This window comes from Enterobacter sp. JBIWA008, assembly GCF_019968765.1.
In the GTDB taxonomy this organism is placed as follows: Bacteria; Pseudomonadota; Gammaproteobacteria; order Enterobacterales; family Enterobacteriaceae; genus Enterobacter.
Window position 1 is genome coordinate 353,351 of the sequence record NZ_CP074149.1, and the last position, 17,274, is coordinate 370,624.

17 protein-coding genes are annotated in these 17,274 nt (G+C 55.9%); 14 read left to right on the plus strand and 3 right to left on the minus strand.

The genetic code is table 11. The features are described from left to right. Positions 1-121 precede the first annotated feature (121 nt). The 4 genes from KGP24_RS01675 (at position 122) to gntU (ending at position 3,912) form a co-directional block, all read left to right on the plus strand. On the plus strand, positions 122-817 hold the full coding sequence (locus KGP24_RS01675; protein ID WP_223562168.1) for a pirin family protein: 696 nt from the start codon (positions 122-124) through the stop codon (positions 815-817). Positions 818-918: 101 nt separating this feature from the next. Continuing rightward, positions 919-1,914 carry a gluconate operon transcriptional repressor GntR gene (gene gntR, locus KGP24_RS01680; RefSeq protein ID WP_021242747.1) on the plus strand — a complete coding sequence of 332 codons (996 nt, stop codon included), beginning with the start codon at positions 919-921 and terminating at the stop codon, positions 1,912-1,914. Positions 1,915-2,040: 126 nt separating this feature from the next. Further along, complete coding sequence (gene gntK / locus KGP24_RS01685; protein ID WP_223562169.1) at positions 2,041-2,568, plus strand: gluconokinase; 528 nt, start codon at positions 2,041-2,043, stop codon at positions 2,566-2,568. 3 nt (positions 2,569-2,571) lie between these two features. Beyond that, positions 2,572-3,912: a gluconate transporter gene (gene gntU, locus KGP24_RS01690; RefSeq protein WP_010436459.1), complete on the plus strand. Its 1,341-nt coding sequence runs from the start codon at positions 2,572-2,574 to the stop codon at positions 3,910-3,912. 118 nt (positions 3,913-4,030) lie between these two features. Here the strand turns inward: gntU and plsB are convergent, their stop codons facing one another. Next, positions 4,031-6,451, minus strand: a complete 2,421-nt coding sequence (plsB, locus tag KGP24_RS01695) for a glycerol-3-phosphate 1-O-acyltransferase PlsB (protein WP_223562170.1) — start codon at positions 6,449-6,451, stop codon at positions 4,031-4,033. Between the two features lie 154 nt (positions 6,452-6,605). On the opposite strand from plsB, the gene KGP24_RS01700 reads away from it, so the two are divergent. The 4 genes from KGP24_RS01700 (at position 6,606) to KGP24_RS01715 (ending at position 9,422) form a co-directional block, all read left to right on the plus strand. Beyond that, on the plus strand, positions 6,606-6,974 hold the full coding sequence (locus KGP24_RS01700) for a diacylglycerol kinase (RefSeq protein WP_023334158.1): 369 nt from the start codon (positions 6,606-6,608) through the stop codon (positions 6,972-6,974). Positions 6,975-7,082: 108 nt separating this feature from the next. Then, complete coding sequence (gene lexA, locus KGP24_RS01705) at positions 7,083-7,691, plus strand: transcriptional repressor LexA (protein ID WP_023334159.1); 609 nt, start codon at positions 7,083-7,085, stop codon at positions 7,689-7,691. 63 nt (positions 7,692-7,754) lie between these two features. Next, entirely contained in the window at positions 7,755-9,092 is a 1,338-nt protein-coding gene (dinF, locus tag KGP24_RS01710; protein WP_223562171.1) for an MATE family efflux transporter DinF, read from the plus strand. 120 nt (positions 9,093-9,212) lie between these two features. Then, the gene (locus tag KGP24_RS01715) at positions 9,213-9,422 is read left to right on the plus strand and encodes a CsbD family protein (protein ID WP_024906712.1); all 210 of its coding nucleotides are present in this window, start codon (positions 9,213-9,215) and stop codon (positions 9,420-9,422) included. Positions 9,423-9,469: 47 nt separating this feature from the next. Here the strand turns inward: KGP24_RS01715 and zur are convergent, their stop codons facing one another. Next, entirely contained in the window at positions 9,470-9,982 is a 513-nt protein-coding gene (zur, locus tag KGP24_RS01720; protein ID WP_008503369.1) for a zinc uptake transcriptional repressor Zur, read from the minus strand. A gap of 115 nt (positions 9,983-10,097) precedes the next feature. Here zur and KGP24_RS01725 point away from each other — a divergent pair, with 115 nt between their 5' ends. From KGP24_RS01725 to pspG, 4 genes are all read left to right on the plus strand, one after another. Next, a complete protein-coding gene (locus KGP24_RS01725; RefSeq protein WP_223562172.1) occupies positions 10,098-10,586 on the plus strand; it encodes a cupin domain-containing protein in 489 nt (162 codons plus the stop codon). 172 nt (positions 10,587-10,758) lie between these two features. Next, complete coding sequence (locus KGP24_RS01730) at positions 10,759-12,069, plus strand: conjugal transfer protein TraF (RefSeq protein WP_223562173.1); 1,311 nt, start codon at positions 10,759-10,761, stop codon at positions 12,067-12,069. 82 nt (positions 12,070-12,151) lie between these two features. Beyond that, positions 12,152-13,147, plus strand: a complete 996-nt coding sequence (gene dusA, locus KGP24_RS01735; protein ID WP_223562174.1) for a tRNA dihydrouridine(20/20a) synthase DusA — start codon at positions 12,152-12,154, stop codon at positions 13,145-13,147. A gap of 136 nt (positions 13,148-13,283) precedes the next feature. Beyond that, complete coding sequence (gene pspG, locus KGP24_RS01740) at positions 13,284-13,526, plus strand: envelope stress response protein PspG (RefSeq protein WP_223563439.1); 243 nt, start codon at positions 13,284-13,286, stop codon at positions 13,524-13,526. A gap of 184 nt (positions 13,527-13,710) precedes the next feature. Here the strand turns inward: pspG and KGP24_RS01745 are convergent, their stop codons facing one another. After that, entirely contained in the window at positions 13,711-14,694 is a 984-nt protein-coding gene (locus KGP24_RS01745; protein ID WP_223562175.1) for a quinone oxidoreductase, read from the minus strand. Positions 14,695-14,760: 66 nt separating this feature from the next. Here KGP24_RS01745 and dnaB point away from each other — a divergent pair, with 66 nt between their 5' ends. Both dnaB and alr read left to right on the plus strand, forming a co-directional pair. Beyond that, on the plus strand, positions 14,761-16,173 hold the full coding sequence (gene dnaB / locus KGP24_RS01750; RefSeq protein ID WP_023310046.1) for a replicative DNA helicase: 1,413 nt from the start codon (positions 14,761-14,763) through the stop codon (positions 16,171-16,173). Positions 16,174-16,189: 16 nt separating this feature from the next. Beyond that, positions 16,190-17,269 carry an alanine racemase gene (gene alr / locus KGP24_RS01755; RefSeq protein WP_223562176.1) on the plus strand — a complete coding sequence of 360 codons (1,080 nt, stop codon included), beginning with the start codon at positions 16,190-16,192 and terminating at the stop codon, positions 17,267-17,269. The last annotated feature ends 5 nt before the right edge of the window (positions 17,270-17,274 follow it).

Sequence of the window (17,274 nt, forward strand, 5' to 3'; positions counted from 1 at the left end):
CAAAAACGGCTCCTCTGCGCTTATTCATAATTTTTGAACAGAGGAGTCAATTTTCACCCTCTATGATCCCAGGCGGTTTGCGTCCACACTTACTCCATCGAAACGAACTGAGGGTGAAACAATGATCTACTTACGCAAAGCAAACGAACGTGGTCACGCGAATCATGGCTGGCTGGACTCATGGCATTCATTCTCGTTTGCCGACTACTACGACCCAAACTTCATGGGCTTCTCCGCACTGCGCGTGATTAACGACGACGTGATTGATGCAGGCCAGGGCTTCGGTACCCACCCGCACAAAGACATGGAAATCCTGACCTATGTGCTGGAAGGGGCGGTGGAACACCAGGACAGCATGGGCAACAAAGAGCAGGTTCCGGCGGGCGAGTTCCAGATTATGAGCGCGGGTACCGGGGTGCGTCACTCCGAGTACAACCCGAGCAAAACGGAAAAACTGCACCTGTATCAAATCTGGATCATTCCAGAAGAGACCGGCATCACGCCACGCTACGAGCAGCGCCGCTTCGATGCAAAGCAGGGCAAACAGCTGGTGCTGTCCCCGGATGCGCGTGAAGGTTCCCTGAAGGTGCATCAGGATATGGAGCTGTACCGCTGGGCGCTGGCGAAAGACGAACAGTCTTTGCACCAGATTGCCGCCAACCGCCGCGTGTGGATCCAGGTGGTAAAAGGCGAGGTGACTATCAACGGCACCAAAGCGACTACCGCTGACGGTCTGGCCGTCTGGGATGAGCAGGCACTCTCCGTGCACGCCGACAGCGAAAGCGAAATTCTGCTGTTTGACCTGCCGCCGGTGTAATAAATCATAAATAAATGCCCATCCTTCCCTTTGACAGGGGAAGGATGGGCTTTGTCCGTGATAAACTGAGCAAATCTCTCACTTCAAGATTTCTCAGGACGATGAAAAAGAAACGCCCCGTACTTCAGGATGTCGCCGATCGCGTCGGTGTGACCAAAATGACGGTCAGCCGTTTTTTACGTAACCCGGAACAGGTTTCCGTGGCGTTACGTGGCAAGATTGCCGCTGCCCTTGATGAACTGGGTTATATCCCCAACCGCGCACCCGATATTCTCTCCAATGCGACCAGCCGTGCGGTGGGCGTCCTGCTTCCTTCCCTGACCAACCAGGTTTTCGCCGAAGTTTTGCGCGGCATTGAAAGCGTCACCGATGCTTTTGGCTATCAGACCATGCTCGCCCACTACGGGTACAAGCCGGAACTGGAAGAGGAACGTCTTGAGTCCATGCTTTCCTGGAACATCGATGGCCTGATTTTAACCGAACGTACCCACACTGCCCGCACGCTCAAAATGATTGAAGTGGCCGGCATTCCGGTGGTGGAGCTGATGGACAGCCAGTCCCCGTGCCTCGATATCGCCGTGGGGTTCGATAACTTCGAAGCGGCGCGCCAGATGACGGCGGCGATCATTGCCCGCGGTCATCGTCATATCGCCTATCTGGGCGCGCGTCTTGATGAACGTACTATCATCAAACAGAAGGGATACGAGCAGGCGATGCTCGACGCGAACTTAACCCCGTACAGCGTGATGGTGGAGCAGTCCTCTTCCTATACGTCGGGTATTGAGCTGATGCGTCAGGCACGACGCGAGTATCCGCAACTGGACGGTATTTTCTGTACCAACGATGACCTTGCTGTTGGCGCGGCGTTTGAGTGTCAGCGTCTGGGGCTGAAGATCCCTGATGATATGGCGATCGCCGGTTTCCACGGCCACGACATTGGCCAGGTGATGGAGCCGCGTCTGGCGAGCGTCCTGACCCCACGTGAACGTATGGGCCGCATTGGCGCAGAACGCCTGCTGGCGCGCATTCGTGGCGAGACGGTTACCCCAAAAATGTTAGATTTAGGTTTCACCTTGTCACCGGGTGGATCTATTTGAACTGACAAATTTGAAGTAGCTCACACTTATTCACTTCGCGCACGTTTGGATATTGCTTCTCTTTTGCCCCAGCAGGACAATGTTACCGATAACTGTTACCCGTAACAATTGACTGAGGGACACCCTTTGAGCACGACTAATTACGATCACCACGTCTACGTCCTGATGGGCGTTTCCGGTAGCGGGAAATCAGCCGTAGCCAGCGAAGTGGCGCATCAACTCCAGGCTGCGTTTCTTGATGGCGACTTCCTCCATCCGCGCAGCAACATCATGAAAATGGCCTCCGGCGAGCCGCTGAACGACGACGACCGCAAACCGTGGTTGCAGGCGCTGAATGACGCCGCGTTCGCGATGCAGCGTACCAACAAAGTCTCCCTGATCGTCTGCTCCGCGCTGAAAAAAACCTACCGCGACCTGCTGCGCGACGGCAACCCGAATCTCTCTTTCATCTACCTGAAAGGGGATTTCGAGGTGATTGAAAGCCGTCTGAAGGCGCGTAAAGGGCACTTCTTTAAAACCCAGATGCTGGTCACGCAGTTTGAAGCGCTGCAGGAGCCGGGTGCGGACGAGAGGGACGTATTAGTGGTTGATATCGATCAGCCGCTGGACGGTGTTGTTGCCAGCACCATCGAGGTCATTAATAAAAGGCAGTAAGTTTTGAGTACATTAACGCTTGTTTTGACAGCAGTGGGTTCCGTATTGCTACTGCTGTTTTTAGTGATGAAGGCGCGTATGCATGCCTTTGTTGCTTTGATGGTGGTTTCTATCGGTGCAGGTCTCTTTTCCGGTATGCCGCTCGACAAGATCGCCGCGACGATGGAAAAAGGGATGGGCGGCACGCTGGGCTTCCTGGCGATTGTGGTCGCCCTTGGCGCGATGTTTGGCAAGATTTTGCACGAGACGGGCGCGGTCGACCAGATTGCCGTCAAGATGCTGAAATCCTTCGGCCACAGCCGTGCGCACTACGCGATTGGCCTGGCTGGCCTGATCTGCGCGCTGCCGCTGTTCTTTGAAGTGGCCGTTGTGCTGCTGATAAGCGTCGCGTTCTCCATGGCGCGCCATACCGGCACTAACCTCGTGAAGCTGGTTATTCCGCTGTTTGCGGGCGTGGCGGCCGCCGCAGCGTTTCTGCTGCCGGGGCCTGCGCCGATGCTGCTGGCCTCCCAGATGCACGCTGATTTTGGCTGGATGATCCTGATTGGCCTCTGCGCCGCGATCCCGGGGATGATTATCGCCGGTCCGCTGTGGGGCAACTTCATCAGCCGCTACGTTGAGCTGCACATTCCGGACGACATCACCGAGCCGCACCTGGGCGAGGGCAAAATGCCGTCCTTCGGCTTCAGCCTGTCGCTGATCCTGCTCCCGCTGGTGCTGGTGGGACTGAAAACCATCGCCGCGCGCTTTGTGCCGGTGGGTTCCAGCGCCTACGAGTGGTTTGAGTTCATCGGTCACCCGTTCACCGCGATCCTGGTGGCGTGTCTGGTGGCGATTTACGGCCTGGCGATGCGTCAGGGGATGCCGAAAGACCGCGTGATGGAGATCTGCGGCGCCGCGCTGCAGCCTGCGGGCATTATCCTGCTGGTGATCGGTGCCGGGGGTGTGTTCAAGCAGGTGCTGGTGGATTCCGGCGTAGGCCCGGCACTGGGCGAAGCGCTGACCGGAATGGGCCTGCCGATTGCGGTTACCTGCTTTGTGCTGGCCGCAGCGGTGCGTATCATTCAGGGCTCCGCAACCGTGGCGTGTTTAACCGCCGTGGGTCTGGTGATGCCGGTGATTGAACAGCTGAACTACTCCGGTGCGCAGATGGCGGCGCTCTCAATCTGCATCGCGGGCGGCTCGATTGTGGTATCCCACGTTAACGATGCAGGCTTCTGGCTTTTCGGTAAATTTACCGGCGCGACCGAAGCGCAAACCCTGAAAACCTGGACGCTGATGGAAACCATCCTCGGCACAACGGGGGCGATTGTCGGGATGATTGCCTTCACGCTGCTGAGCTGAATGCGGTGATTTAACAAGGCCCAAAAATAAGGCCCGGTAGCGTTAACGCTTACCGGGCCTTTATATTATGCAGAACACCAGGCCGGGTATGGTGAAACCACCACCCGGCTTTTTCACGTCACTCGTCCTGCGTCGCGCTCTCAATCGTTAAACGCACATCCGAGGTGATCAGTTCTGCCAGCATCTGGTACACCTTCAGCGTCTCTTCCGGCTCGGCATCGCCCGTATCACTGATGTAGCCTTCGTCGCGCAGCGTCAGAACCAGAGTGCTGAAGACCGCTTTGTCGAAGAATTCAGGAGCGTTAATGCCGTGCAGAACGGACAGACGCTGTGCCAGCGTCCGGCTCTCTTTCTCCAGCGTACCGCGGTTGATAGACGGATTCGCACTCAGCAGCCAGAACGTAATGGCGTAGCGCTGCAGCGTTTCGCGCGCACCGGCGGCCAGCAGCTGCAGGGTGCGGGAGCGTGACGGATTGATGTGCAGCTCGTCATTCGTGACGGTGATTAGCCCTTGACGACGTAGTTCTTCCGTCAGTTTGTCCAGTTCACCCGCCAGCTCATCCTTGCTCCAGCGTAGGAACAGCTCCGCTTTCAGCATCGGGTAGAGCGTATCAACGTGACGCAATAGCTCCTGACGCGAGATGCGGCGATGCTGGGTAATGATGGCCGCCATGAGCGACGGCAGCATCAGCATATGGGTGATGTTGTTGCGGTAGTACGTCATCAGCACTGCCTGCTCACGCGGCAGAATGATGATGTCGCCGATTGTGTCTTTTTCGACTTCAAACTTATTCATCTGCAGCGCGTGATCGATAAGCTCACTGGCGGTTGCTGAAGGCACGGTTGAATCAACCGAATACGGCACGTTGCGCATCATATCCAGATAGCAATCCAGCTGTTCCGTCAGTTGCTCACGGGTCAGTGAGCGCTGGCGCGAAGCGAGAAGTGCCGTACAGCACAAGTTCATGGCATTAGCCGCACCGGCGTTGTTAATGCGCACCATTAGTTCGGACGCAATGCCGTTGACCGTTGGCGTCAGCCAGGCCGGACGAATCGCTTCGATAGGATCGATGGATTCGCGCCACTCGGGAACGTGATGGTTCAGATATGTCATCAGCGGCATCGGCTCGCCGAAGTTCACATAGCCCTGGCCGAGATTGCGTAGCTTGCTCAAGCCGCGCAGCATCTGCGGCAGGCTCTCTTTCTCTTTGGTCGCACCGCGCAGCTCTTTGGCGTACGTGCCCACTTCCATCACGTGCTCATAGCCAATGTAGATTGGCACTAGCGTGATGGGACGGGTTCCTCCGCGCAGCATCGCCTGGATGGTCATCGACAGCGTGCCGGTCTTCGGATCGAGCAGACGTCCGGTACGGGAACGACCGCCCTCCACGAAGTACTCCACGGAATAGCCGCGGCTGAACAGCTCGCCCAGATACTCGCGGAACACGGTGGAGTAGAGCTTGTTGCCCTTGAAGGTACGACGGATAAAGAAGGCGCCCAGGCGGCGGAAAATCGGACCTGCTGGCCAGAAATTCAGGTTGATACCGGCAGCAATATGCGGCGGTACCAGCCCCTGGTGATAGAGCACGTAGGAAAGAAGCAGGTAGTCCATGTGGCTGCGGTGGCAGGGGACATAGACAATCTCATGGCCATCATGCGCCAGCTGGCGTACACGCTCGGCGTTATGAACGTTGATGCCCTGATACAGGCGGTTCCAGGTAAAGCCGAGAATACGATCGGACAGGCGAATCATCTCGTAAGAGAAGTTCGCTGCAATCTCTTCCATCAGCGCAATGGCGTTCTGCTGGGCTTTCTCATGCGATATTTTCTTGCTGCGCGCTTCGTCTTCAACGGCGCGAGCAATCGCTTTGGAGGCCAACAGCTTGTTGAACAAATCCTGACGCGCCGGGAGACGCGGCCCTACGGCAGCCAGGCGCTGACGGGCAAAGTGCATACGCGCCACGCGCGCCAGTTTTTGCGCGATGATCTTGTCGGTGCCGTGCTCGTCCGCCATTCGACGCAGCGAAACGGAAGGGGAGAAACGCACAAAGCTGTCGCGTCCCAGCCAGGAGACCGCGAAGAACTTCTGAATGCCGTTAAGCATGCGCAGTGGTGGGTTCTCTTCACCTTTTTCACGGCCCGGACGACGACCAAACATCACCGATACCGGCACCATCTGCACATCCAGATCGGGGTTGCTGCGATGCAGGTCGAGATAGTCATGGAACAGCTTGATGGACTCTTCTTTTGGCGTGTAGTAGGTAAACACGCGCGGTCCACCGTGAATGAACACGTAGCGCGGCAGCAGCGTACCGTCAACTTCAAGCGGTTCAAGCGGGTCCGGTAAGTCATGCGCCAGACACTGGGCGCGAAGCGTCAGTAAGTCTGCCTTCGAGTTATAAGGCAAAACGTACATAATAGGACGCGACGTATCGAGCCCCAACTCCAGCGCGGGTTCTGCTGGGATAGACTTGCTTTTTACCAGTATGCTTAATGGTAAATTAAGTAATTTGTAGTAAATTCGTGGCCAGCCGGACATAAACGATGTAAAGCCTCTGGTTAATAATGCAATTGCGGCGCAAGGATAACAGAAAGCGCGCAAAATTTCTGTTGTTACCCGTCATACTTCAGGCTGTAGCGAAACGCGCTACGGCTCCTGTTACTGACGCTCTTTTTTTAAAAAGGTTCTTTTAATGGCCAATAATACCACTGGGTTAACGCGTATCATCAAAGCCGCCGGCTATTCATGGAAAGGTTTCCGTGCTGCGTGGATCAACGAAGCCGCTTTTCGCCAGGAGGGCGTCGCCGCTATCATCGCGGTGATCATTGCCTGTTTCCTTGATGTTGATGCTATTACTCGCGTGCTTCTTATCGGTTCCGTGCTTCTGGTGATGATAGTGGAAATTCTTAATAGCGCTATTGAAGCCGTTGTTGATCGCATCGGTTCCGATTTCCATGAGCTTTCTGGCCGCGCAAAAGACATGGGCTCTGCTGCTGTGTTGCTGGCGATTATCACTGCCGTTATTACCTGGGTCACGCTGCTTTGGTCACATTTCCGATGAGCCTCGAGGAATAATTAAGTCCCTGGTTTTTTGTGCAGTTTTTGATTCCAAAATCGCCTTTGACTGTATATACTCACAGCATAACTGTATATACACCCAGGGGGCGGAATGAAAGCGTTAACGACCAGGCAGCAAGAGGTGTTTGATCTCATCCGGGATCATATCGGCCAGACGGGTATGCCACCCACGCGTGCGGAAATCGCTCAGCGTCTGGGCTTCCGTTCTCCGAATGCTGCCGAAGAACACCTGAAAGCGCTGGCGCGTAAGGGCGTGATTGAGATTGTTTCAGGCGCGTCACGTGGTATCCGCCTGCTGGTGGAAGAAGAGACGGGTATTCCGCTGGTGGGGCGTGTTGCTGCCGGTGAGCCTTTGCTGGCGCAGCAGCATATTGAAGGCCACTACCAGGTCGATCCGGCCATGTTCAAACCGAGCGCTGATTTCCTGCTGCGCGTTAGCGGCATGTCGATGAAAGACATCGGTATTCTTGACGGCGATCTGCTTGCGGTGCACAAAACGCAGGATGTGCGTAACGGTCAGGTGGTTGTCGCGCGCATTGATGATGAAGTCACCGTCAAGCGTCTGAAAAAACAGGGGAACACAGTTCAGCTACTGCCTGAAAACAACGAGTTCTCCCCGATTGTGGTCGATCTCCGCGAACAGAACTTCTCTATCGAAGGACTGGCGGTTGGGGTGATTCGCAACGGTGAATGGCTGTAACCTCTTCCTGACAGGCTATGGCGCCGCTGTAGCCTGCTTCATTCCCCACTCCCGGTATTTTTCATGTCACTGCTGACGGCATCCGATAAGGCATTGTGGCGTCTTGCTCTGCCGATGATTTTTTCCAATATTACCGTGCCCTTGCTGGGTCTGGTCGATACTGCCGTTATTGGTCATCTTGATTCGCCGGTTTATCTCGGCGGCGTGGCGATTGGCGCAACGGCAACCAGCTTCCTGTTTATGCTGCTGCTCTTTTTGCGTATGAGCACCACCGGGCTCACGGCACAGGCTTATGGTGCAAAAGATCCGCTGCGTCTGGCGCGGGCTCTGGTCCAGCCGCTGATCCTTGCGCTTGGCGCGGGGGCGTTAATCGTTATATTACGTGCGCCCCTGATCGACTTTGCACTCCATGTTGTTGGCGGCAGCGAGGCGGTACTGGCCCAGGCTCGACGTTTCCTTGAAATCCGCTGGCTCAGCGCGCCCGCCTCGCTGGCTAACCTGGTTCTGCTGGGGTGGCTACTGGGCGTTCAGTACGCCCGTGCGCCAGTGATTTTGCTGGTGGTGGGCAACCTTCTCAACATTGTGCTGGATGTCTGGCTGGTAATGGGACTGCATATGAATGTGCAGGGCGCGGCGCTGGCGACGGCGATTGCCGAGTACGGAACCTTTATTATTGGTCTTTGGATGGTCTGGCGCGTGCTGGCGATGCGCGGCATCTCCCTGGCGCTGCTCAAAACCGCATGGCGCGGCAATATCCGTAAGCTGCTGGCACTTAATCGTGACATCATGCTGCGCTCGCTGCTGCTTCAGCTCTGCTTCGGCGCGCTGACGGTTTTCGGGGCTCGACTGGGGCCAGAAATCGTTGCGGTCAACGCGGTATTGATGACGCTGCTGACCTTTACCGCCTACGCGCTGGACGGTTTTGCCTATGCGGTAGAAGCGCATTCCGGGCAGGCGTACGGTGCGCGCGAAAGCGGGCAGCTTCGGGACGTCTGGCGGGCAGCCTGCCGTCAGTCGGGACTGGTGGCGCTGGCGTTCGGCCTGGTTTACGCCTGCTTTGGTGAGCAGATCGTTTCATTACTTACGTCTATCCCTGCGCTGCGCGAGCTGGCGAGTCACTATCTCATCTGGCAAGTCATCTTACCGGTAGTCGGCGTCTGGTGTTATCTGCTGGACGGCATGTTTATTGGTGCGACGCGCGGAGCGGAAATGCGCAACAGCATGGCGGTCGCGGCGGTAGGGTTTGGCCTGACGCTGCTGACGCTTCCCTGGCTTGGAAATCACGGTTTGTGGCTGGCCCTGGCCGTTTTCCTCTCGCTGCGAGGGATATCGCTGGCTTTTATCTGGCACCGCCACTGGCAAAACGATACCTGGTTCCCTTCACGTCACGATATATCGTGACGGTTAAAGATTCCGAATATGAAATCAACTGCCAAATCCTTAACTACAATATTTATCACGTCCAGCAGAAAAGAACGTAACGGACGTTACGACCCGACGTTTAACTAAGAGGACACGATGATGAATAAAGACGAAATCGGCGGCAACTGGAAGCAGTTCAAAGGTAAAGCGAAAGAAAAGTGGGGTAAGCTGACAGATGACGATATGACCGTCATTGAAGGTAAACGCGATCAGCTTGTCGGTAAAATTCAGGAACGCTACGGCTACGCGAAAGATCAGGCGGAAAACGAAGTCAAAGACTGGGAAACCCGTAACGACTACCGCTGGTAACGCTGAATAACCCACAGGGCGGCTCTAAGCCGCCTTTTCTTTTGCCGTTAACGCGGCTTTTTCTTCACCAGAATTGAGTGGTCGTGCTGACATGCGTCCTGATGACGACAAGCTTCCACTTCCACGCAGGCAGAGCACAGCCCATGCGCTTCAATCACGTTATGACGCAGGGCAAAACCCATTTTCGCTGCCAGCGTATGCATAATATCTTCCACGCCTTCCGCAGCTTCTTCTTTCACCACGCCGCAGCGGTCACAGATAAACATCGCCGATGTGTGGGTGGGCTGATCAAACAGATGGCACAGCACATAGCTGTTGGTGGACTCAACTTTATGCACGAATCCTTGTTCCAGCAGGAAATCCAGCGCGCGATACACGGTTGGTGGCTTCGCCTGCGGCTCGCTTTCGCGGAGCAGGTCCAGCAGATCGTAAGCGCTGATGGCACCCTGCTGCAGGCTCATGAGACGTAATACTTCAAGGCGCTGCGGAGTCAGGCGCACATTGCGTTGCGCACACAGCTTTTCGGCCTGCGCTAACAGCTCTTTTGTGGACTTATCCATTTAGCACCCCGGATGTTATAGGACGGAAAACGCCCACTTTATCATGTTCTGGTAAAAACGCCGAGATCCGCCAGTCTGTGCTATACCTGACCCATTGCAAACCGGGAAATAAACAATGAAAAAACCTGACTGTATTCGGCACTGGCGCGACGTAGAAGGCGCGGATGATTCGACCTATCCAGGTAGCGATGAGCTTTTTTCTATCGGCGCCCCGTTGGCTCGCAAGCTTGGGCTAGGGCGCATTGGCATCCATCATGAGCGTTTGCCGCCCGGGCGCAGAACGTCCTATCCGCATGCGGAAAGCGATGAAGAAGAGTTCATTTATGTGCTCGAAGGTTATCCAGAGGCGTGGATTAATGGCTATTTATGGAAACTTGAACCGGGCGACAGCGTCGGTTTTCCTGCCGGAACCGGTATCTGCCACACCTTTATCAACAACACGGACGAAGAGGTGCGGTTACTGGTCGTTGGCGAGGCCAACAAGAAGCACAACCGCATCTACTATCCGCTCAACCCCGTGTATGCCGCTACCCGTGAGGATCGCTGGGTAGACCACCCACCCCAGTTTTTTGGACCGCATGATGGAAAACCTGGGAAAAAATAATTTCCTCTTCTATAAATATTGAGGGCCGTCACAAAATATAACAGGCCGTAAGGGAGTTTTACTTAGGGATAGAAATAGCGGGTCTTTTACTACTTATTCACAGCAATAGTTCGTTCCTGTTTGGGTGATAACAGACAGGGGTTATTTCATAACAGACTATAACGGGCATACTGTGAAAAAAAATTTTAAATTTTCGGTGGTTAGTATCGCTGTTTCCTTGTTTATGGCAAATCAGGCGGGAGCAGCCAATACCTGGACAGAATCACGGAGCGACGCAATGGGTGGCACTGGCGTTGCCTCCGGGAGCTATGGTAGCGGGGCGTTAATCAACCCCGCGTTGCTGGCAAAGGCAAAACCGGACGATGATGTGACGGTCATTTTGCCGTCCGTTGGCGTCCAGGTGACGGATGAGGACAATCTTCAGGATGAGATTGATACCATCAACGACAAAATCAACCATTATAAGGATGTGGTTAATAACCTTACGCCAATTGAGGTCATCACCAATCCGCTAGGCTCCATCAACCAGTTCCAGGGCGCGGCCAAAGATCTTGCCGATGAGCTGGACTATCTCAAGGGTAAAACCGCACGCGCGACGGCAGGCGCTGGGCTTGCCGTGAGTATCCCTAACGATGTGCTTTCCGTAGCCTTTATGGCGAAAGGCTATGCTCATGGCCGGGTGAGCTCGTCCATCGATCAGCAAGATATTGATTATCTGCGCGGCATTCAACGAAGCAATGTGGTGGCTGCCGGTGTTGCCCTGGACGCTGCGCTGAACGGTACGGATCAGATCACTAAAAACCTCAACTCAACGGCGTCTGGCCGGGCGGCGATTGTGTCCGACTATGGTGTTGCCGTTGCCCGTCAGTTTGACCTCGGCGGCGTCCCGGTTTCCGTGGGTGTGACGCCAAAGCTGCAAAAAACCTGGGTCTATAACTACACCACGTCAATCTACGATTACGACAGTAACAAGTGGAACGATAGCCGCTACCGCACGGACGACACGGGCTTTAACGTCGATGCCGGTATTGCGGCTGATTTCGGCGAACACTGGACCGTTGGCGTGAGCGGTCAAAACCTTATGTCGCGCGATATCGATACCAAAGATATCCGTATCCGTAACGGGCGTACGGGAGAAGTGGTGAGCTATAAAGACACCTACCAGATCCGTCCGCTGGTGACCGCCGGTGCCGCCTGGCACAACGACCTGGTGACGCTGACCGCCGATGGTGATTTGACGGAAACCAAAGGATTCAAGAGCGAAGATACGTCGCAGTATGTTGGCGTGGGTGCCGAGGTGACGCCGCTGAGCTGGCTGGCGGTGCGTGCGGGTTATCGCGCGGACGTGAAGGGTAACGACAGCAATGTCTTTACCGGCGGTGTCGGTTTCGCGCCGTTTAGCACTGTACATGTTGACCTGATGGGCCTGTACGGTGAAGACGAAACCTGGGGCGCAGGGGCTCAGCTGAGCATGACGTTCTAAAGTCAACCGGAGGCGCTGCGCCTCCGGCTTTTCTTTGTGCTATAGTAGCGCCCCTTTTCCACCAGATGCTTAAAACTTCGCCATGTCGTCAGAATTACAGACCGCTTTTCCTGCACACCGTTTCTCCATTGCGCCGATGCTCGACTGGACGGACAGACACTGCCGCTATTTCCTGCGCCAGCTCTCCCGCCACACGCTGCTGTACACCGAAATGGTGACCACGGGCGCAATCATTCACGGGAAGGGCGATTATCTGGCCTATAGCGAAGAAGAGCATCCGGTTGCCCTGCAGCTGGGCGGCAGCGATCCGGCCGCGCTGGCGCAGTGTGCAAAGCTGGCAGAAGCGCGTGGCTACGACGAGATCAACCTGAACGTTGGCTGCCCGTCCGACCACGTGCAAAACGGCATGTTTGGCGCATGTTTGATGGGGAACGCGCAGCTGGTAGCGGACTGTATCAAGGCGATGCGCGACGTGGTATCCATTCCGGTCACGGTCAAAACCCGTATCGGCATTGACGACCAGGACAGCTACGAATTCCTGTGCGACTTCATCAACACGGTATCCGGGAAAGGCGAGTGCGAGATGTTCATCATTCATGCGCGAAAAGCCTGGCTCTCCGGCCTCAGCCCGAAAGAGAACCGTGAGATCCCACCGCTTGACTATCCGCGCGTGTATCAGCTGAAGCGTGACTTCCCGCACCTGACCATGTCCATCAACGGCGGCATCAAGTCGCTGGAGGAGGCCAAAGCGCATCTGGCGCATATGGATGGGGTGATGGTTGGGCGCGAGGCGTATCAGAACCCGGGCATTCTGGCGACGGTCGATCGCGAAATCTTTGGCACCGAAGGCGCAGATACCGATCCGGTGACCGTTGTGCGTGCCATGTATCCATATATTGAGCGCGAGCTGAGCAACGGTACGTATCTTGGCCATATCACCCGCCATATGCTTGGCCTGTTCCAGAGTATTCCGGGCGCGCGTCAGTGGCGCCGCTACCTGAGCGAGAATGCGCATAAAGCCGGAGCCGATATTGAGGTGCTGGAACATGCGCTGCGACTGGTGGCAGACAAGCGATAACTTTCGCTAAAAGTTCGTCAAATTCACCACGCCCTGCGAACGTTAGCGGGGCGTTTTGCTTAAATAACAACAGGTTAACACTGGCATGATTCTTGTAGTGCTTACTGCATTACTCGGGAACTCGTGGGAGAGCACCATGCTGGAACTACTTTTTGTGATTGGCTTTTTTGTCATGCTGTTAGCGACAGGCGTTTCGCTGCTCGGCATTCTGGCGGCTATCGTGGTGGCGACGGTGGTCATGTTTATTGGCGGACTGTTTGCCCTGACGATCAAACTGCTGCCGTGGTTACTGCTGGCCATTGCGGTCGTGTGGGTGATACGGGCGATTAAATCACCAAAAGTGCCCAGTTATCAGCGCAATAACCGCTCTCGTTACTAAGGTATTGAGGGGTTCGTCACATAGTTGTAACTTTTCCGGCGGCATGGCTTAGAACAGAATAGGATTTAGTTATCGAATCTGTCACTATGACTGCCGTTAAAGAATTCATCGCGCTGTACCCTACATACAGCCGAACTAAAAAAAGAAAGGGCTTCCCACGGGAAGCCCAATTTCTTTTTGGGGCTCAGGGAATCAACAAACTCGACCCCTGCGTTGCCCGGCTCTCCAGCACCTCATGCGCGCGCTGCGCATCGGTTAGCGCGAATTTCTGCGCATCTGCCACATCCACTTTGATGACGCCGCTGGCGATCAGCGAGAACAGCTCGTTGCTGGCTTCCTCAAGTTCTTCCCGGTTGGTGATGTATCCTTGCAGGGAAGGGCGAGTCACATACAGAGAACCTTTCTGATTCAGAATGCCGAGATTTATGCCGGTGACTGCACCTGACGCATTCCCGAAGCTTACCATCAGACCACGGCGTTGCAGACAGTCCAGCGACGCTTCCCATGTGTCTTTCCCCACCGAGTCATACACCACGCGCACTTTTTTGCCGCTGGTGATCTCCTTCAGCCGTTCGACAACGCTCTCTTCACGATAGTTAATTACCTGCCAGGCGCCCGCCTGCAGCGCGCGCTGCGCTTTTTGGGCATTGCCCACGGTGCCGATCAGCTTCGCGCCGAGTGCTTTTGCCCACTGACAGGCGATGAGCCCGACGCCGCCCGCAGCGGCATGAAACAGGAACTGCTCGTCGGGCTTAATTTCATAGGTTTTGCGCAGCAGGTAGTAAACCGTCAGACCTTTCAGGAACGAGGCCGCCGCCTGCTCAAAGGAGATGGCGTTAGGTAGCAGGGCGGCTTTATCCGCCGGAACGTTGTGGACGGAGCTGTAAGCGCCCAGCGCAGACTGGGCATACACCACGCGGTCGCCCTCTTTAATATGCTTAACCGCGCTGCCCACTTTGATGACGACACCGGCCGCCTCGGTGCCAAGCCCGCTCGGCATCGACGGAGGCGGGTAGAGACCGCCGCGAATATAGGTATCAATGTAGTTAATGCCTATGGCTTTGTTTTCAACCTGCACTTCATTTTCGCCAGGCGCGGCAGGGGTGAACTCCACCGCTTTCAGTACGTCTGGCCCACCGTGTTTCTGGAATTCAATGCGCGTTGCCATGCTCCCTCCGTAAGAAAAATATGGTAATCTTTCGACCCACTCTTTATCTCGGTAACTCCATTCACTATGGCAGGAAACAAACCCTTCAACAAACAGACTGAACCTCGCGAGCGTGATTTCCAGGTCGCAGGGTTAAAAGTCCCGCCGCACTCGATTGAAGCGGAACAGTCGGTGTTGGGCGGTTTAATGCTGGATAACGAACGCTGGGATGACGTCGCCGAGCGCGTCGTGGCGGAAGATTTCTACACCCGCCCGCACCGCCACATCTTTACCGAAATGGCGCGTCTGCAGGAGTCGGGCAGCCCGATCGACCTCATCACGCTTGCGGAATCGCTGGAACGTCTTGGGCAACTAGATAGCTGCGGCGGGTTTGCCTATCTGGCGGAACTGTCAAAAAACACGCCTAGTGCGGCGAACATCAGCGCTTACGCCGACATCGTGCGCGAACGTGCCGTCGTCCGCGAGATGATCTCGGTCGCGAATGAGATCGCCGAAGCCGGGTTCGATCCGCAGGGTCGCACCAGTGAAGACCTGCTCGATCTTGCCGAGTCTCGCGTCTTTAAAATCGCCGAAAGCCGCGCCAATAAAGACGAAGGCCCAAAAAACATCGCCGATGTCCTCGACGCCACCGTCGCCCGTATCGAGCAGCTGTTCCAGCAGCCGCACGACGGTGTGACCGGGGTGAACACCGGCTATGACGATCTCAACAAGAAAACCGCCGGTCTGCAGCCGTCGGATTTGATTATCGTCGCGGCGCGTCCGTCGATGGGTAAAACGACATTTGCGATGAACCTCGTCGAAAATGCGGCGATGTTGCAGGATAAGCCGGTGCTTATTTTCAGTCTTGAGATGCCCTCTGAGCAGATTATGATGCGTTCTCTGGCGTCGCTGTCGCGCGTGGATCAGACCCGCATTCGTACCGGCCAGCTCGATGATGAAGACTGGGCGCGCATCTCCGGCACCATGGGCATTCTGCTGGAAAAACGTAACATCTATATTGATGACTCCTCCGGCCTGACGCCGACGGAAGTGCGCTCCCGCGCGCGCCGTATCGCCCGCGAACACGGCGGCATCGGCCTTATCATGATCGACTACCTTCAGCTGATGCGCGTCCCGTCGCTCTCTGACAACCGTACGCTGGAGATCGCAGAGATATCCCGCTCGCTGAAGGCGCTAGCCAAAGAGCTGCACGTGCCGGTGGTGGCGCTGTCGCAGCTTAACCGTTCTCTGGAACAACGTGCCGACAAGCGCCCGGTCAACTCTGACCTGCGTGAGTCCGGCTCCATCGAGCAGGATGCCGACTTAATCATGTTCATCTACCGTGATGAGGTTTATCACGAGAACAGTGACCTGAAAGGGATCGCCGAGATTATTATTGGTAAACAACGTAACGGCCCGATCGGGACGGTGCGTCTGACCTTTAACGGACAGTGGTCGCGTTTCGACAACTATGCCGGTCCTCAATATGATGATGAGTAATTTCTAAGGAATTCAAATGCAAGCGGCAACTATTGTCATTAACCGCCGCGCTCTGCGACACAACCTGCAACGTCTGCGTGAACTGGCACCCGCCAGCAAGCTCGTTGCAGTCGTGAAAGCGAACGCTTACGGACACGGTCTTCTTGAGACCGCGCGAACGCTCCCCGATGCCGATGCCTTTGGCGTCGCCCGTCTTGAAGAAGCTCTCCGCCTGCGCGCAGGGGGGATTACCCAACCGATTCTGCTCCTCGAAGGCTTTTTCGAAGCCAGCGATCTGCCGACCATTGCTGACCAGCATCTGCACACGGCGGTACACAACGAAGAACAGCTGGCCGCGCTGGAAACCGCCGAGCTGAGCGAGCCGGTGACCGTCTGGATGAAGCTCGACACGGGCATGCACCGTCTGGGCGTGCGTCCGGAAAGCGCGGAAGCGTTTTATCAGCGTTTATGCCGGTGCAAAAACGTGCGTCAGCCGGTGAATATTGTTAGCCACTTCGCCCGTGCCGATGAACCCGAGTGCGGGGCGACCGAGCGGCAGCTGGATATCTTTAATAGCTTCTGCGAAGGCAAGCCGGGGATGCGCTCGATTGCGGCATCCGGCGGTATTCTGCTGTGGCCGCAGTCGCATTTCGACTGGGTGCGACCGGGCATCATTCTTTACGGCGTGTCGCCGCTGGAGAACAAACCCTGGGGGCCGGACTTTGGCCTCCAGCCGGTCATGTCGCTGGTCTCTAACCTGATTGCCGTGCGTGACCATAAAGCGGGCGAGCCGGTGGGCTACGGCGGTACCTGGACCAGCGAGCGTGATACCCGTCTCGGCGTGGTGGCGATGGGCTATGGCGACGGATATCCGCGTGCCGCACCCTCGGGGACGCCGGTTCTGGTCAACGGTCGCGAGGTAAAAATCGTCGGCCGCGTGGCGATGGATATGATTTGTGTCGATCTGGGGCCTGAAGCCCAGGATAAGCCTGGCGACGATGTCGTGATGTGGGGTGAAGGTCTGCCTGTTGAACGCATTGCTGAAATCACAAAAGTAAGTGTTTACGAACTTATCACGCGCCTGACGTCAAGGGTTGCGATGAAGTACATCGACTAACATTT

What these genes read in the sequence shown, in the direction of transcription:
- KGP24_RS01675 (WP_223562168.1), top strand. Translation starts at nt 122, where the DNA reads ATGATCTACTTACGCAAAGCAAACGAACGTGGTCACGCGAATCATGGC.
- gntR (WP_021242747.1), top strand. Translation starts at nt 919, where the DNA reads ATGAAAAAGAAACGCCCCGTACTTCAGGATGTCGCCGATCGCGTCGGT.
- plsB (WP_223562170.1), bottom strand. Translation starts at nt 6,451, where the DNA reads ATGTCCGGCTGGCCACGAATTTACTACAAATTACTTAATTTACCATTA.
- KGP24_RS01700 (WP_023334158.1), top strand. Translation starts at nt 6,606, where the DNA reads ATGGCCAATAATACCACTGGGTTAACGCGTATCATCAAAGCCGCCGGC.
- lexA (WP_023334159.1), top strand. Translation starts at nt 7,083, where the DNA reads ATGAAAGCGTTAACGACCAGGCAGCAAGAGGTGTTTGATCTCATCCGG.
- dinF (WP_223562171.1), top strand. Translation starts at nt 7,755, where the DNA reads ATGTCACTGCTGACGGCATCCGATAAGGCATTGTGGCGTCTTGCTCTG.
- KGP24_RS01715 (WP_024906712.1), top strand. Translation starts at nt 9,213, where the DNA reads ATGAATAAAGACGAAATCGGCGGCAACTGGAAGCAGTTCAAAGGTAAA.
- zur (WP_008503369.1), bottom strand. Translation starts at nt 9,982, where the DNA reads ATGGATAAGTCCACAAAAGAGCTGTTAGCGCAGGCCGAAAAGCTGTGT.
- KGP24_RS01725 (WP_223562172.1), top strand. Translation starts at nt 10,098, where the DNA reads ATGAAAAAACCTGACTGTATTCGGCACTGGCGCGACGTAGAAGGCGCG.
- dusA (WP_223562174.1), top strand. Translation starts at nt 12,152, where the DNA reads ATGTCGTCAGAATTACAGACCGCTTTTCCTGCACACCGTTTCTCCATT.
- pspG (WP_223563439.1), top strand. Translation starts at nt 13,284, where the DNA reads ATGCTGGAACTACTTTTTGTGATTGGCTTTTTTGTCATGCTGTTAGCG.
- KGP24_RS01745 (WP_223562175.1), bottom strand. Translation starts at nt 14,694, where the DNA reads ATGGCAACGCGCATTGAATTCCAGAAACACGGTGGGCCAGACGTACTG.
- dnaB (WP_023310046.1), top strand. Translation starts at nt 14,761, where the DNA reads ATGGCAGGAAACAAACCCTTCAACAAACAGACTGAACCTCGCGAGCGT.
- alr (WP_223562176.1), top strand. Translation starts at nt 16,190, where the DNA reads ATGCAAGCGGCAACTATTGTCATTAACCGCCGCGCTCTGCGACACAAC.